Raw genomic sequence first — 15,762 nt, 5'->3', positions numbered from 1 at the left:
GAATCCGACGTTCCCGTGAAGAGCGGGCGAACATTGAGCGTTCGCCCGCTCTTGTGTGCGTACCGGTCAGTAACCTGATCGGCCGTGACCAGTCGAAGCAGATCATCCGAGGCATCAAAGGGCCTCAACTCCCTCTCGCCCCGCCGCCGTACGGTCGTCAAGGCCGCGGCGGCGACGGCTGTACTGGCCGGCCCGCTCGCCGTCGGCCTGCCGGCGCGCGCGGCCGACCAGGCCCCCGCCTTTCTGCACGGTGTCGCCTCCGGTGACCCGCTGCCCGACGGCATCCTGCTGTGGACCCGGGTGACCCCGGCCCCGGACGCGACACCCGGCTCCGGCGTCGGCCCGGACACCGAGGTCAGCTGGGTCGTCGCCACGGACAAGACGCTGGCGAACGTCGTCGCCAAGGGTTCGCTCACCGCGACCGCCGCCTCCGACCACACCGTGAAGGCCGACATCCGCGGCCTGGACCCGGCGACCGACTACTGGTTCCGGTTCTCCGCCGGCGGCACCGACTCCCCGGTGGCGCGTACGCGCACCGCGCCGGCCGCCGACGCGAGCGTGTCCGGCCTGCGCTTCGGCGTGGTCACCTGCGCCAACTGGGAGGCCGGCTACTTCGCCGCCTACCGCCACCTCGCGGCCCGGAACGACCTGGACGCCTGGCTGCACCTCGGCGACTACATCTACGAGTACAAGTCCGGCGAGTACGCGGCGCGCGGCACGGTCGTCCGCCCGCACGCACCGGCCAACGAGATCATCACGCTCACCGACTACCGGATCCGGCACGCGAAGTACAAGACGGACCCCGATCTGCAGGCCCTGCACCTGAAGGCGCCGGTCGTCGCGATCTGGGACGACCACGAGTTCGCCGACAACGCCTGGTCGGGCGGGGCGGTCAACCACACCGAGGGCGCCGAGGGCACCTGGACCGCCCGCAAGGCGGCCGCCAAGCAGGCCTACTTCGAGTGGATGCCGGTCCGTCCCGCGATCGAGGGGACCACCTACCGGCGGCTGCGGTTCGGCAAGCTCGCCGATCTGTCGCTGCTGGACCTGCGTTCCTTCCGCTCCCAGCAGGCGTCGGCGGGCAGCGGTTCGGTGGACGACCCGAGCCGGACGATCACCGGCCGGGCCCAGCTCGACTGGCTGAAGGCGGGCCTGAAGGCCTCCGACACCAGGTGGCGTCTTGTCGGCAACTCGGTGATGATCGCGCCGTTCGTCATCGGCTCGCTCACCGCCGACCTGCTCAAGCCGCTCGCCAAGCTGCTCGACCTGCCGCAGGACGGCATCGGCGTCAACACCGACCAGTGGGACGGCTACACCCACGACCGCCGCGAACTCCTCGACCACCTGCGCTCGAACGCCATCGGCAACACCGTCTTCCTGACCGGTGACATCCACATGTCCTGGGCCAACGACGTGCCGGTGAACGCGGGCACCTACCCGCTGTCGCCGTCGGCGGCCACCGAGTTCGTGATCACCTCGGTAACGTCCGACAACCTCGACGACATCGTCAAGGTGCCCGAGGGCACCGTCTCCGCCATCGCCGCGCCGCTCATCGAGGCCGCCAACCGGCACGTCCACTGGGTGGACACCGACCGGCACGGCTACGGCGTGCTGGACATCACCGACGAGCGCGCGCAGATGGACTATTACGTCCTCTCCGACCGCACCGACCGGAACGCGACCTCCACATGGGTGCGCTCCTACCGCACCCGCAGCGGCACGCAGAAGGTCGAGCGGACCTACGCCCCGGTGTAGCCGGCGGCTACTCGGACCGCAGGCCGTCGAGGAAGCCGAGCGCCACCCGCCAGGTGGCCTCGGCGGCCTCGCGGTCGTAGTCCGGCAACTCGGGGTCGGTGTAGAGGTGCCCGGCACCCGCGTACCGGTAGACCTCCACATCGGCTCCGGCCCGGCCCATCTGCAGATACCAGGCGGTCAGCCAGTCGTCCGTCTCGAACGGGTCCGGCTCGGCCACATGCAGCTGCACCGGCAGCTCGTCCACGTGCGCCGTGGGCGCGATGTCCGACGTGCCGTGCAGAAGCAGCAGCCCGCGCGCCTTGTCGTCACCGAGGGCGAGGGTCTGGGCGATCGATGCGCCGAGCGAGAACCCGGCGTACACCAGCCCGCGGTCCGAGTACGGGGCCGCCGCCAGCACGGCTCGCTTGAGCAGCTCCTCCTTGCCGATCGACTCCTTGAAACCCATGCCCTCCTCGACGGTGTCGAACGTGCGCCCCTCGAAGAGGTCCGGCGTCCACACCTCGTGACCGGCCGCGCGCAGTCGGTCCGCGGCCTCGCGCACCGCGGGCCTGAGGCCGTAGGTCGAGTGAAAAAGCATGATGTTCATGAGGCCATGGTGCCAGCCGGTGCGACACCGCCGAGCGCCCGTGGCCCAGGAACGCGCGGAATTCGCATGTTCATGGCCGCGCGGCACCGGTTAGGAGCGCAGGCATGGAGAACCTAGTCCGTCCTGTGATCGTGATCGGCGGCTCGGTGCTGCTCACGCTCGTCATCGGCTGGGCCACCGACCGGGTGCTGTGCAAGGCCGACGAACGCGACCATGACTCACCGCTGTGGGCGCTGCTGCGCCGCGGCCGTGTCCCCTACCAGCTCGTGCTGTGCGCCGCCCTGCTCCGCGGGTCGTACGACCAGGCGAAGCTGCTCGAGCGGCACCAGCCCGGCATCGGCCGGACGCTGACGCTGGTGCTCATCGGTTCCGCCGCCTGGCTGGTGATCCGGATCGCCGCGGCGATCGTCGAGACCTCCTACAGCCGCTACGCCCGCGCACACCGGGATCCGGCCCGCGTGCGCAGGGTCCGCACCCAGGTGGAGCTGATCATGCGGGTGGTGTCCGCGATCGTCATCGTCGTGGCGATCGCCGCCATGCTGCTGGCGTTCCCGGCGATGCGCGCGGCCGGCGCCTCACTGCTGGCCTCGGCGGGCATCCTCGGCATCGTGGCCGGTGTCGCCGCCCAGTCGACCCTGTCCAACATGTTCGCCGGGCTGCAGATCGCCTTCGGCGACATGGTGCGCATCGGCGACACGGTGGTCGTGGACGGCGAGTGGGGCACGGTCGAGGAGATCACCCTGACCTTTCTGACGGTACGGACCTGGGACGAGCGGCGGATCACCATGCCGGTGTCGTACTTCACCTCCAAACCCTTCGAGAACTGGTCGCGGGGCACCCCGCAGATGACCGGTACCGTCTTCTGGCACCTCGACCACACCGCGCCCGTCGAGGCAATGCGCGAGAAGCTGCGCGACATCCTGCGCGAGAGCCCCGCCTGGGACGGCCGCGCCTACGGCCTGGTGATGACGGACAGCACGCCGAACACCGTCCAGGTGCGGGCCCTGATGACCGCGAAGGACGCCGACGACATCTGGACCGTGCGGGTCGCGGTGCGCGAGCAGATGATCGCCTGGCTGGCGGCGGAGCACCCCTACGCGCTGCCCCGCGTCAACACCTCCGAGGCGGTGCCGCGTCCCTCGGACCCGGTCAGTGGCCGCGTTCCGCGCCCCCGTTGACCTGGATGATCTGTGAGGTGACGTGAGCGGCGGCGGGCGAGGCCAGCCAGTGCAGGGTCGCGGCCACGTCTCCCGGTATCCCGGCGCGGCCGGTCGAGGTCTCGGCGATGAGCTGCGCCCGCCGCTCCGGCGCCGGGCCGGCGCCGAAGAACTCGGTGTCCTCGATGTAACCGGGCGCGACCACGTTCACGGTGATGCCGTGCGGTCCCAGCTGCCGGGCCAGATCGTGGGCGTACGGGTGCAGCGCTGCCTTGGACGCCGCGTAGGCGCCGCTGCCCGAACCGCGGTAGGCGGCGATGGAACTCAGGAAGAGCACCCGCCCGCCCGGTTCGGCGAGCCGGTCCTTCAGGGCTTCGGTGAGGAGAGCGGCGGTCAGGGTGTTGAGCCGGAAGTTGTCCGTCCAGGCGTGGGCCACCTGCTCCAGGGGGTCGTCGGCACCGGCCGGCGGATGCTGGCCCCCGGCGCCGCCGGCGCTGTGCACGAGCACGTCGACCGTGCCGAGTTCCCGGGCGACGAACTCGGCCACCCGCCGTACGTCCGCCGGCCGGGTCAGGTCCGCCGCACAGGTGACGGAGCCGGGCACCCCCGCCTTCTCCAGCACCTCCGCACGCCGCCCCAGCAACAGCACCCGGTCGCCGTCCGCCGCGAACATCTGCGCCGTCGCCAGCCCGATGCCCGTACCACCACCACTGATCACGATGTTGCGAGTCATGATCCGAGAGTAGGAGCGAACCGCCGACGATGCCGGGATTTATCCACAGGTCCGGCATGTTTGTACGACTATTCGTGCACAGTGGCTGTTCATCCACAGCGGCCGTCCAGCCGCGAGGATCACCGCAGGCTGCGCACGTCGAGATGTCTGAGCACCCGGTCCACGATCTCCGGATCCGCCCCCGGCTCGCTCCGCGCCGCCAGGACCTCGTGCCGGGCCGCGCTCAGCATCTCGTTCTGGATGTTCCGGACCCGCTTCAGCCGCCTGGCCCGCTGATGCTGGGCCTCCCGCCGCTCCTCCTCGCCCATGTCGGGACTGATCCGGATCCCGATGTCGAAGGCGCGCCGCAGCATCTGCTCCGACAGGTCCTCGGGCAGCTCCTCCACCTGTTCGATCTCCCGCAGCCTGCGCTTGGCCGCCTTCGCGGCCCGCACCGCCAGCTCCTTCTCGAACTCCTGCTCCCGCTCGGAGTCGGCCCGCACCCCGAGCCACTGCACGAGGGACGGCAGCGTGAGCCCCTGCAGGACCAGGGTGACGATGATGACCCCGAAGGCGATGAAGACGATCTCGTCGCGGTCGGGGAACGGGGAGCCGTCGTCGGTCTTCAGCGGGACCGCCAGCGCCAGCGCCACCGAGGCCACCCCGCGCATCCCGGACCACCACATCACGACGGTCTCCCGCCAGCTGACCGGGATCTCCTCGTCGTAGTCCCGCCGCGCGTGCAGCCGCTTGGTCAGCCAGGTGGCGGGCAGCAGCCACACCAGCCGTACGACGATCACCACACCCACGACGGCGGCGGCCCAGCCCAGCAACTCGCCCCAGCGGCCCTGGGCCGTCCGGATGGCGTTGTGCAGTTCGAGGCCGATGAGCCCGAACGCCACACCGGTGACCAGGGTGTCGATGATGTCCCAGAAGGTGTGCCCGGCCAGCCGGGTCATCACGTCGTCGGCGCCGGTGGCGTACTCGGCGAGGAACAGCGCCGTGGTGAGCACCGCGAGCACCCCGGAGCCGTGCAGCTTCTCCGCGAGCACGTAGGAGGCGTACGGCACCAGCAGGGTCATGCCGATCTGCAGGGTCGGATCGCCCAGCAGGTCCATGAGCCTGTTCGCGCCCCAGCCGAGCACCAGGCCCACGGCCACCGCGACGACTGCGGACAGCACCAGGTCCAGGCCGGCTCGCCACGCCGAGAACGAGCCGCTCACGACCGCGGCGATCGCCACGTGGTACAGCACGATGGCGGTGACGTCGTTGAAGAGCCCCTCGCCCTCCAGGATCGACACCAGGCGGCGCGGCAGCCCGAGCTGCCCGGCGACGCTGGTCGCGGCGACCGGGTCGGGCGGGGCGATCAGCGCGCCGAGCGCGAAGGCGGCGGCGATCGGCAGCCCCGGCACGATCGCGCTGGCGACGAACGCCACACACGCCATCGTCACGAACACCAGCGCGACGGCCAGCAGGAGGATCGGGCGGACGTTGGCCGCGAACTGCCGCCAGGAGGTGCGCCGTACGGCGGCGTAGAGCAGCGGCGGAAGCAGCCCGGGCAGGATCAGCTCGGGCGGGATGTTCACGTTGGGCACGAAGTCGGCCACCGCGAGGGCGCCGCCGAACAGGGTCATCAGCACCGGCGCCGGCACCCTGAACCGATCCCCCAGCGGGACGCTCACCAGAGCCCCGAGCAGCAGGACGAACAACAGAGCCAACTGATCCACGGACGGCGCTCCGGGGGTCGACGATCACACGGCAGGCCTCAAGCCTGCCATCCGACCGGCGGCGGCGCCCGCCGCCACGGGGCCGCGGCGCAGGGCCTGCGGGGCCCGGCGCGAAGGCCTACAGGGCGCGGCGCATCGCCCGGTGGGGAATGCCGGCGTCCGGGAACTCCGGGCCGTACGCCGCGTAGCCGAGCCGCTCGTAGAAGCCCAGCGCGTGGGTCTGGGCGTGCAGGTCCACCGCGGTGAGGCCACGCGCGCGTGCCGCGTCCTCGATGGCCCGCACCAGGGCCACGCCGATGCCGAGCCCACGGGCCTCGCGGGCGACGGCGAGCCGCCCCAGGGAGCCCACCGAGGTGTCCGCACCGGTCTTCGCCGCCGCGGCCTCGCCGTGCAGCAGCCGGCCGGTGCCGAGCGGCACACCGTCCTCGCGGACCGCCAGCACATGCACGGCGACCGCGTCGTAGGCGTCGTACTCGATGGCCTCGTCGACGCCCTGCTCCGCGACGAAGACCTCCTTGCGGACCGCGAAGCAGGCGTCGCGGTCGGCCGGCTCCTCGGCGACCCGGACGGCGAACGGCGCGCTCACGCGTACGTCTCCTCACGGACCTGGTCGAGGGCCGTCTGCAGGTCCTCGGGATAGGCGCTCTCGAACTCCACCCACCCGCCGTCCCCGGGGTGCTCGAAGCCGAGGCGCACGGCGTGCAGCCACTGGCGGGTCAGGCGCAGCCGCTTGGCGAGGGTGGGGTCGGCGCCGTAGGTGAGGTCACCGACGCAGGGGTGCCGGTGGGCGGACATGTGGACGCGGATCTGGTGGGTGCGGCCGGTCTCCAGCTTCACGTCCAGCAGGGAGGCGGCGCGGAACGCCTCGATGAGGTCGTAGTGCGTCACGGAGGGCTTGCCGTCGGCCGTGACCGCCCACTTGTAGTCGTGGTTCGGGTGGCGGCCGATCGGCGCGTCGATCGTGCCGCTCGTCGGGTCCGGGTGGCCCTGGACCAGGGTGTGGTAGCGCTTGTCGACCGTGCGCTCCTTGAACTGGCGCTTGAGCGAGGTGTACGCCCGCTCCGACTTGGCGACCACCATCAGGCCCGAGGTGCCGACGTCCAGGCGGTGCACGATGCCCTGGCGCTCGGCGGCGCCGGAGGTGGAGATCCGGTACCCGGCGGCGGCGAGACCGCCGATGACGGTGGGGCCGCTCCAGCCCGGCGACGGATGCGCGGCCACGCCGACCGGCTTGACGATCACGACCACGTCCTCGTCGTCGTGCACGATCTCCATGCCCTCGACAGGCTCGGCGACCACCTGCACCGGCGCGGGCGCCTGCGGCATCTCGACCTCGAGCCAGGCACCGCCGCTCACCCGCTCGGACTTGCCGACCACGGCGCCGTCGACCTGGACCTTGCCGGCCGCGGCCAGCTCCGCCGCCTTGGTGCGGGAGAAGCCGAACATGCGGGAGATGGCGGCGTCGACGCGCTCGCCCTCCAGGCCGTCGGGCACGGGCAGGGTTCGGATCTCGGGAATCGTGCTCACCCGTCGAGTATGCCGGACGGGGGGAACCGGCCCGCACGAGCCTGTGGAAAACCGTCTGTGGACGGTCCCGGCCTCAGTCCTTGTGGACCGTGCCGTCAGTCCTTGTGGACCGTGCCGTCCGGGTCCAGGCCCCGGAAGGACAGCAGGACGATCAGGATGCCGCCGCACACGATGGCCGAGTCGGCCAGGTTGAACACGGCGAAGCCCTTGGGCGCGATGAAGTCCACGACCTTGCCCTCGAAGACGCCGGGCGAGCGGAAGATCCGGTCGGTGAGGTTGCCGAGGGCGCCGCCGAGCAGCAGGCCGAGCGCGATGGCCCAGGGGTAGCTGTAGAGCTTGCGGGCCAGGCGCATGATCACCACGATCACGGCCGCGGCGATCAGGGTGAAGATGACCGTGAAGGCCGCGCCGAAGCCGAAGGCCGCACCCGGGTTGCGGGTGGCGTTCAGCTCCAGCCAGTCCCCGACCAGCCTGATCGGCTCATGGCCCTCCAGCTTGGCGACCACGAGCAGCTTGCTGATCAGGTCGAGGGCGTACGCGAACGCGGCCACCGCGAACAGCAGGGCGATCCGGCGCCCGCGACCCCTCCGGGTCTCGGCCGGGGTGGACGCGCCGGAGCCGGCGGGCGCTCCTGCTGCAGCCGTCTGCTCGCCGCCGTCGTCCGGGGTGTCCGGCGTACCGATGATGCGCTCCGCCTCTGCCACGTGAGTCCCTCAACCTAGGTGCCTGACTGAGGACGAGACTACGGCACGGCCCCGCACACTCAGGAGCGGCGTTCCTGCTTCTGCTTGCACTCGACGCACAGCGTTGCCCTGGGGAAGGCCTGCATCCGGGCCTTGCCGATGGGGTTGCCGCAGTTCTCGCACAGGCCGTAGGTGCCCGCGTCCAGCCGCTCCAGGGCGTGCTCGTTCTGGACCAGCATCTCGCGCGCGTTGGCGGCGAGCGCCAGCTCGTGCTCGCGCGTGATGTTCTTGGTGCCGGTGTCGGCCTGGTCGTCTCCGGCGCCGTCCCCTGAGTCCCGCATCAGGCCCGCGAGGGACGCCTCGGAGGAGCTGATCTCGGCGCGCAGCCGCTCCACCTCGGACAGCAGCTCGGCGCGGGCCTCGGTGACCTCTTCCGGCGTCCAGGGGTCCTCGCCGGGGCGGACCGCCAGCTCGCCGGGCTCCGCCGCGGCGACCCGCGCTTTGGGGACGGCGGTCTCCGCCGTGGCCGTGCCAGGAGTCTTCTTCGCAACCACTGTCGTGGCTCCCGTCTGCTTCGCGGCCCGCGCCGCGCCCGCTTTCTTGGCCCTGCTCGTGTCGGCCGCCTCCGTGGCGTCCAGCGCGGCCGCCTTCCCGCCGCCGGTCTTGCTGGCCGCCGCCTTCTTGACGGCCTTCTCCTGCGCCGCTCCCTTCGCCGCCGGCTTCTTACCGCCGGTCTTCTTGGCCACCGCCTTCTTCGGGACCGCCTCGGCCACGTCACCGGCGACCGTCTTCTCGGCTGCCGCCTTCCCGGCCGACGCCTTCTTGGCGGCCGACGCCCTCTTGGCAGCGGCCTTCTTGGCAGCGGCCTTCCTGACCGGCGCCTCCTCGGCGCCGGTCTCCTTGCCGGCCGCCTTCGCGGCAGACCCGGCCGACCTCACGGCAGACGCGGCCGCCTTCTTCCCGGCCGCCTTCTTCCCAGCCGTCGTCGCCCTGTCCACGGACTTCCTGGGAGCCCTCTCCTCTGCGGCGGCCGTCTTCTTCGCCGTGGTCCTCCTCGCGGCCGGGTCCGCCGGCTCCTTCGCCGCGACCGTCCTGCCGGCAGCCGTCTTCCCGGTGGCCGGCTCCTTCACGGCCGGCTCACCGATCGCCGTCCTCGCGGCCGACTGCGTGCGCCTCCCCCCGGTCGGCCTCTTCCTGCCGTCCAATTCCTTGGCCTCGCCACCGGTGGCGGCCTCGGCGCCGGAGGCGGCCGCGCCCCCGCGCCTACCGGTCGCCGGCTGCTGTACGGCGGTCCTTTTCGCCACCATGGCCGCGACCCCTTCACATATTGTGATGTTGCACGCGAATCGTGCTGGGACGATAAATCGACTTGAGTCCCGCGGCAACGGGGCACACCGCCCGATTCGCCCGCCCGCACTCCCCCGCGCAGCGGGCCTGCATCCGTTGTGCCCAGCTCCCCGCCGGGTAATCCGCCGGGCCCGGCCCGCCCTGACCCGAACGCCCGCCCCTGGCCATTCGGGTCATCCCGGCCCGTCACACGGCCGGCGGCCGCACCCTGCGGAAAACCGGTCCGCCGCTGTCGGCGCGGCGCCGTACACTGGGCGGAGCGAAAAGCGTGGATGGGGACGAGTAGCGGCGTACGCAGCCCAGAGCGACCCGGGGACGGTGTGAGCCCGGGGGCGAGCGCGACGTGAAGATCACCCCGGAGCCGCCGGAAGAAAGCCGTAGCCGCAGGGCGAGGGCCAGTAGAACCGGCTTCGCGACCCCAATGAGGGGGCTCACCGGCGCGTACGGCGCGTCGGAGGGCCAAGGAGGGTGGTACCGCGGGAGCGCGCCGCACACGGCGTAGGCAGGATCGAAGGCTCTCGTCCCTCCGACGGAAGGCAGCAAGTCCGTTGGAGGATGCTCGCAGATGACAGCGCCGACGTACCGCCAGGTGCCCGCACAGGTCGACCTGCCCGCTCTTGAGCACGCCGTGCTCGACTTCTGGCGCGATCAGAAGATCTTCGCCAAGAGCCTGGAGCAGTCCGAGGGCCGCCCGGAATGGGTGTTCTACGAGGGCCCGCCCACCGCCAACGGCATGCCCGGCGCCCACCACATCGAGGCGCGCGTCTTCAAGGACGTCTTCCCGCGCTTCCGCACCATGCGCGGCTACCACGTGGCGCGCAAGGCCGGCTGGGACTGCCACGGCCTGCCCGTGGAGCTGGCCGTCGAGAAGGAGCTGGGCTTCTCCGGCAAGCAGGACATCGAGGCGTACGGCATCGCCGAGTTCAACGCGAAGTGCCGCGAGTCCGTGACCCGGCACACCGACGCCTTCGCCGAGCTGACGACCCGCATGGGCTACTGGGTGGACCTGGACGACGCCTACCGGACCATGGACCCCGAGTACGTGGAGTCGGTCTGGTGGTCGCTGAAGGAGATCTTCACCAAGGGCCTGCTGGTCCAGGACCACCGTGTCGCCCCCTGGTGCCCGCGCTGCGGCACCGGCCTGTCCGACCACGAGCTGGCGCAGGGCTACGAGACGGTCGTCGACCCCTCCGTGTACGTCCGTTTCCCGCTCACCTCCGGTCCGCTCGCCGGCGAGGCCGCGCTCCTGGTGTGGACGACGACCCCCTGGACCCTGGTGTCCAACACGGCGGTCGCCGCGCACCCGGAGGTCACCTACGTCGTCGCGACCGACGGCGAGGAGAAGCTCGTCGTCGCCAAGCCGCTGCTCGCCAAGGCGCTCGGCGAGGGCTGGGAGGCCACGGGCCAGACCTTCACCGGTGCCGAGATGGAGCGCTGGACGTATCAACGTCCGTTCGAGCTCGTGGAGTTCCCGAGCGTCAGCGAGGGAACCAACGGGCACAGTCCCGGGCCGGCCCACTACGTGGTGAACGCCGACTACGTGACGACCGAGGACGGTACGGGTCTGGTCCACCAGTCCCCCGCCTTCGGTGAGGACGACCTCAAGGTCTGCCGCTCCTACGGCCTGCCCGTCGTGAACCCGGTCCGCCCGGACGGCACCTTCGAGGAGGACGTCCCGCTGGTCGGCGGCGTCTTCTTCAAGAAGGCCGACGAAAAGCTCACCGAGGACCTCCAGCAGCGCGGCCTCCTCTTCAAGCACGTCGCGTACGAGCACAGCTACCCACACTGCTGGCGCTGCCACACCGCGCTGCTCTACTACGCGCAGCCCTCCTGGTACATCCGCACGACGGCGATCAAGGACCGCCTGATCCAGGAGAACGAGAACACCAACTGGTTCCCGGAGACGGTCAAGCACGGCCGCTTCGGCGACTGGCTGAACAACAACATCGACTGGGCGCTGTCCCGCAACCGCTACTGGGGTACCCCGCTGCCGATCTGGCGCTGCGAGGACGACCACCTCACCTGCGTCGGCTCCCGCGCGGAGCTGACCGAGCTGACCGGCACCGACCAGTCGGGCCTCGACCCGCACCGGCCGTACATCGACGATGTCACCTTCGCCTGCCGCCACGACGGCTGCGGCAGGACGGCCACGCGCGTGCCGGAGGTCATCGACGCCTGGTACGACTCGGGTTCGATGCCGTTCGCGCAGTGGGGCTACCCGTACAAGAACAAGGAGCTGTTCGAGAGCCGCTACCCGGCGCAGTTCATCTCCGAGGCGATCGACCAGACCCGCGGCTGGTTCTACACGCTGATGGCCGTCGGCACCCTGGTCTTCGACAAGTCGTCGTACGAGAACGTCGTCTGCCTGGGCCACATCCTTGCCGAGGACGGCCGCAAGATGTCCAAGCACCTGGGCAACATCCTGCAGCCGATCCCGCTCATGGACCAGCACGGCGCGGACGCGGTGCGCTGGTTCATGGCGGCCGGCGGCTCCCCGTGGGCGGCCCGCCGGGTCGGCCACGGCACCATCCAGGAGGTCGTCCGCAAGACCCTGCTGACGTACTGGAACACCGTCGCCTTCCAGGCGCTGTACGCCCGTACGTCGAACTGGGCGCCCGGCGCCGCCGACCCGGCCCCGGCCGAGCGCCCGCTGATCGACCGCTGGCTGCTGTCCGAACTGCACGCGCTCACCGGCGAGGTCACCGAGGCGCTGGAGACGTACGACACCCAGCGCGCCGGCAAGCTGCTGTCCGCGTTCGTCGACGACCTGTCCAACTGGTACGTCCGCCGTTCGCGCCGCCGCTTCTGGCAGGGCGACAAGGCCGCGCTGCGCACGCTGCACGAGGTGCTGGAGACGGTCACCAAGCTGATGGCGCCGATCACCCCGTTCATCACCGAGCGGGTGTGGCAGGACCTGGTCGTGCCCGTGACCCCGGGCGCGCCGGAGTCGGTGCACCTGGCCTCCTGGCCGGAGGCGGACCTCGCCGCGATCGACCCGGAGCTGTCGAGGCAGATGGTCCTGGTGCGCCGGCTGGTGGAGCTGGGCCGGGCCACGCGCGCGGAGTCGGGCGTCAAGACGCGTCAGCCGCTGTCCCGCGCGCTGATCGCCGCGAGCGGTTTCGAGACCCTGGACCGCGAGCTGCACACCCAGATCACCGAGGAGCTGAACGTCTCGTCGCTGGCGTCGCTGAGCGAGGTCGGCGGCAGCCTGGTGGACACCACCGCCAAGGCCAACTTCCGCGCCCTGGGCAAGCGGTTCGGCAAGCGGGTGCAGGACGTCGCCAAGGCGATCGCCGCCGCCGACGCGGCCGCGCTCTCCCTCGCGCTGCGTGAGGGCACGGCCTCGGTGGAGGTCGACGGTGAGACGGTCAGCCTCGCTCCCGACGAGGTGATCATCACCGAGACCCCGCGTGAGGGCTGGTCGGTGGCCTCCGACTCGGGTGCCACGGTGGCGCTGGACCTGGAGATCACCGAGGAGCTGCGGCAGGCGGGTCTGGCCCGTGACGCGATCCGGCTGATCCAGGACGCCCGCAAGAACAGCGGTCTGGATGTGGCCGACCGGATCGCTCTGCGCTGGGTGTCGACGGACCCGGCGGTGGTCGCTGCGCTGGCTGAGCACAGTGAGTTGATCGCCGAAGAGGTTCTGTCGACGGACTTCCGGCAGGGCGAGGCGGACGACAGCTTCGGTGAGCCGTTCACCGATGAGGGGCTGTCGCTGACGTTCCGGCTGCGCAAGGCGTAAGCGCCGAGCGGTTCGAGAAGGGCCCGGTCTCCAGGACGGAGACCGGGCCCTTCGTCTGAGCGCGCCCGGCGCTCACCTCTCAACCCGAGTAAAAAGGGCGGGCCCCCGGGACCGAAGTCCAAGGGGCCCGCCCTATTGAGCGCTGCCGACGCCGTTGTCGTACTAGTGCCCGGTGCTCAGTTGTCGTCCTCGTCGATCAGGAACCCGCGCATCGGCGAGGGTGCCTGACCCATCGGGGACGGGCCCTGCGGGCGGACCGGGGCCATGGGCTGGGTCATGGCCGGGGTCATCTGCTGCTGGCCGCCGTAGGACGGGGCGGACGGACCGGGGTTGCCGCCCATCGTCTGGTTACCGCCGTAGGACGGGGCGCTCGCGCCGGCCGGGGCCATGGAGGGCGCCGGGGACGGCGGCAGCGACGCGGTCGCCGGGGTACGCGGCGGGGCCAGGGAGTCGTCGGCCTGGGTCTCCAGCTGGCGCAGCTGGGACTCGAGGTACGACTTCAGGCGCGTGCGGTACTCGCGCTCGAAGCCGCGCAGGTCCTCGACCTTGCGCTCCAGCGTGGCGCGGGCGGACTCCAGGGAGCCCATCGCAACGCGGTGCTTCTCCTGCGCGTCCCGCTCCAGGGCGTCGGCCTTGGCACGGGCGTCGCGCTCCAGACCCTCGGCGCGGCTGCGGGCCTCGCCGACGATCTTGTTGGCCTCGGACCGGGCCTCGGCGATCGCCTGGTCGGCGGTCTGCTGGGCCAGCGAGAGGACACGGGCGGCGCTGTCGCCACCGGGGCCCTGACCGGGCATACCCATGGGACCGCCCATGGGGCCACCCATCTGCTGCTGCATGGGCGGCTGGCCGCCCATCGGACCCTGACCCATCGGGCCCTGACCCATCGGACCCTGGCCCATCGGGCCGGGACCCTGCGGGCCGCCCTGACCGCCGGGACCGGCGGGCAGCTGCGGGGCGCCGCTCGGCAGCTGGGGCGGGCCACCCATGGGGCCGCCCATCTGCTGCTGCGGCGGGCCCGATATCCCGGCGGGCACCGGCCCGCCGGGACCTCGCATGCCCTGCTGAGGCATGCCCTGCTGGGGCATGCCCTGCTGGGGCATGCCCTGCTGCTGCATGCCCTGCTGCTGCGGGTGCGGCTGCTGGTCCTGCTCCGGCGGGCCCTTGCGCATGTTCTGCTGGTTCTGCGCGGCCGCACGGGTCGCGGCGGCCAGCTTGGCGCGCAGGTCCTCGTTCTCGCGGAGCAGACGGGTCAGTTCGGCTTCGACCTCATCGAGGAAGGCATCGACCTCGTCCTCGTCATAGCCTTCTCGGAGGCGGACGGTCGTGAACTGCTTGTTCCGCACGTCCTCGGGGGTCAACGGCATCTCTTCACCTCAACGTAGTCATCGGCAGTCGGCAAGACCGTATCGTCCACCCTCATCACATGAAGCTCCCCGTGATGGAGAGGAGGATGTAGACGATGATCATCAGTACGAAGAAGGACAGGTCGAGCGCCACGCCCCCGAGACGCAGCGGCGGGATGAACCGCCGCAGAAGCTTCAGCGGTGGATCGGTGACAGTGTAGGTGGCCTCCAGTACGACCACCATCGCCTTGCCGGGTTGCCACGAGCGGGCGAACTGGAACACGTAATCCATGACCAGCCGGAAGATGAGCACGGCGAGGAACACCAGCAGCGCGGTGTGCACCACCGTGACGAACACGCTCATGGCCTGCGCTTCCCTCTCCCCTGTTCCGTGCTCTTCCGAGCCTCGATCCGGTTGTTGCGTCTCAGCTCTGGTTGAAGAACCCGCCCTCTGCGATGCGGGCCTTGTCCTCCGCCGTGACATCGACGTTAGCAGGCGACAACAGGAACACCTTCTGCGTCACCCGCTCGATGCTGCCGTGAAGACCAAACACCAAACCGGCCGCAAAGTCGACAAGTCGCTTCGCGTCTGTGTCATCCATCTCAGTCAGATTCATGATCACCGGGGTGCCCTCACGGAAGTGTTCCCCGATGGTACGGGCCTCGTTGTAGGTCCGGGGGTGAAGCGTGGTGATCCGGTAAGGCTCTCGCTCGGACACAACCTTGGGCATGATCACCGGTGCGTTCTTCTCGAGGGGCTGACGTTCTTGTGTGATGGACGCCACGGGCGCGATCCGCGCCGGACGCCCGGATTCCGCGGCGAGCGAAGTCGATCGGACCACCGGCTCGCGCGGCGCGGGCGGTTGCACGATTCGCACCTCTTCGTCCCTTTGGGACTGATGTGCACCGTGCGATTGGTGTGAAGGTTCGTGCCGTCGGTGATCCCGCTCGGGTTCCGGGTCCAACTCGGGCTCGAAGTCGTCGTCGGGGTCGAATCCGCGGCCGTCGTACCCATCGTCCTCCACGAGGCCGAGGTAGACCGCCATCTTGCGCATCGCGCCGGCCATGCTCTGAGTCCTCCGCTCTGTGGTGGATCGGCTGACGACTGCCAAGTGCCCGCGATCCACGTGGTCGTTGTGCCCGCCTTCGCAGGTACTGACCATATTTTCTGCTGTGGTCCGAC

The 15,762-nt window shown here is 70.7% G+C and carries 13 protein-coding genes; 3 read left to right on the top strand and 10 right to left on the bottom strand.

Features of this window, described 5'->3' with window-relative positions:
• The first annotated feature begins 84 nt into the window (after positions 1-84).
• A complete protein-coding gene (locus tag SRB17_RS05310) occupies positions 85-1,755 on the top strand; it encodes an alkaline phosphatase D family protein (protein ID WP_323375016.1) in 1,671 nt (556 codons plus the stop codon).
• Between the two features lie 7 nt (positions 1,756-1,762).
• Here the strand turns inward: SRB17_RS05310 and SRB17_RS05305 are convergent, their stop codons facing one another.
• Entirely contained in the window at positions 1,763-2,341 is a 579-nt protein-coding gene (locus SRB17_RS05305) for a dienelactone hydrolase family protein (protein WP_153534943.1), read from the bottom strand.
• 104 nt (positions 2,342-2,445) lie between these two features.
• Here SRB17_RS05305 and SRB17_RS05300 point away from each other — a divergent pair, with 104 nt between their 5' ends.
• Positions 2,446-3,519, top strand: coding sequence for a mechanosensitive ion channel family protein (locus SRB17_RS05300; RefSeq protein WP_153534941.1), 1,074 nt, complete (start codon positions 2,446-2,448; stop codon positions 3,517-3,519).
• On the opposite strand, the gene SRB17_RS05295 is transcribed toward SRB17_RS05300, so the two are convergent.
• The 6 genes from SRB17_RS05295 to SRB17_RS05270 all read right to left on the bottom strand — a co-directional run bounded on the left by SRB17_RS05295 (position 3,491) and on the right by SRB17_RS05270 (position 9,454).
• A complete protein-coding gene (locus SRB17_RS05295) occupies positions 3,491-4,231 on the bottom strand; it encodes an SDR family NAD(P)-dependent oxidoreductase (protein ID WP_153534939.1) in 741 nt (246 codons plus the stop codon). The two genes, SRB17_RS05300 and SRB17_RS05295, sit on opposite strands and share 29 nt — an antisense overlap.
• Before the next feature lie 119 nt (positions 4,232-4,350).
• The gene (locus SRB17_RS05290; protein WP_323375015.1) at positions 4,351-5,937 is read right to left on the bottom strand and encodes a Na+/H+ antiporter; all 1,587 of its coding nucleotides are present in this window, start codon (positions 5,935-5,937) and stop codon (positions 4,351-4,353) included.
• A 118-nt stretch (positions 5,938-6,055) separates the two neighbouring features.
• Positions 6,056-6,523 carry a GNAT family N-acetyltransferase gene (locus tag SRB17_RS05285; RefSeq protein ID WP_323375014.1) on the bottom strand — a complete coding sequence of 156 codons (468 nt, stop codon included), beginning with the start codon at positions 6,521-6,523 and terminating at the stop codon, positions 6,056-6,058.
• Positions 6,520-7,464, bottom strand: a complete 945-nt coding sequence (locus tag SRB17_RS05280; protein WP_323375013.1) for an RluA family pseudouridine synthase — start codon at positions 7,462-7,464, stop codon at positions 6,520-6,522. The genes SRB17_RS05285 and SRB17_RS05280 overlap by 4 nt, the downstream gene beginning before the upstream one ends.
• 95 nt (positions 7,465-7,559) lie before the next feature.
• Positions 7,560-8,168: a signal peptidase II gene (gene lspA / locus SRB17_RS05275; RefSeq protein ID WP_323375012.1), complete on the bottom strand. Its 609-nt coding sequence runs from the start codon at positions 8,166-8,168 to the stop codon at positions 7,560-7,562.
• A gap of 59 nt (positions 8,169-8,227) precedes the next feature.
• Positions 8,228-9,454, bottom strand: a complete 1,227-nt coding sequence (locus SRB17_RS05270; protein ID WP_153534937.1) for a TraR/DksA family transcriptional regulator — start codon at positions 9,452-9,454, stop codon at positions 8,228-8,230.
• A gap of 605 nt (positions 9,455-10,059) precedes the next feature.
• Here SRB17_RS05270 and ileS point away from each other — a divergent pair.
• The gene (gene ileS, locus SRB17_RS05260) at positions 10,060-13,236 is read left to right on the top strand and encodes an isoleucine--tRNA ligase (RefSeq protein ID WP_153534935.1); all 3,177 of its coding nucleotides are present in this window, start codon (positions 10,060-10,062) and stop codon (positions 13,234-13,236) included.
• A 176-nt stretch (positions 13,237-13,412) separates the two neighbouring features.
• Here the strand turns inward: ileS and SRB17_RS05255 are convergent, their stop codons facing one another.
• From SRB17_RS05255 to SRB17_RS05245, 3 genes are all read right to left on the bottom strand, one after another.
• Positions 13,413-14,600: a DivIVA domain-containing protein gene (locus tag SRB17_RS05255; RefSeq protein ID WP_153534933.1), complete on the bottom strand. Its 1,188-nt coding sequence runs from the start codon at positions 14,598-14,600 to the stop codon at positions 13,413-13,415.
• 55 nt (positions 14,601-14,655) lie between these two features.
• Complete coding sequence (locus SRB17_RS05250) at positions 14,656-14,943, bottom strand: YggT family protein (protein ID WP_055707297.1); 288 nt, start codon at positions 14,941-14,943, stop codon at positions 14,656-14,658.
• A 61-nt stretch (positions 14,944-15,004) separates the two neighbouring features.
• A complete protein-coding gene (locus SRB17_RS05245; protein ID WP_153534931.1) occupies positions 15,005-15,646 on the bottom strand; it encodes a cell division protein SepF in 642 nt (213 codons plus the stop codon).
• Positions 15,647-15,762: the final 116 nt, after the last annotated feature.

The sequence above is a fragment of the Streptomyces sp. RB17 genome (genome assembly GCF_009604455.1).
Classification (GTDB): domain Bacteria; phylum Actinomycetota; class Actinomycetes; order Streptomycetales; family Streptomycetaceae; genus Streptomyces.
Note: the sequence above shows the minus strand (reverse complement) of the source record. Positions and strands in the feature narration are given on the sequence as shown.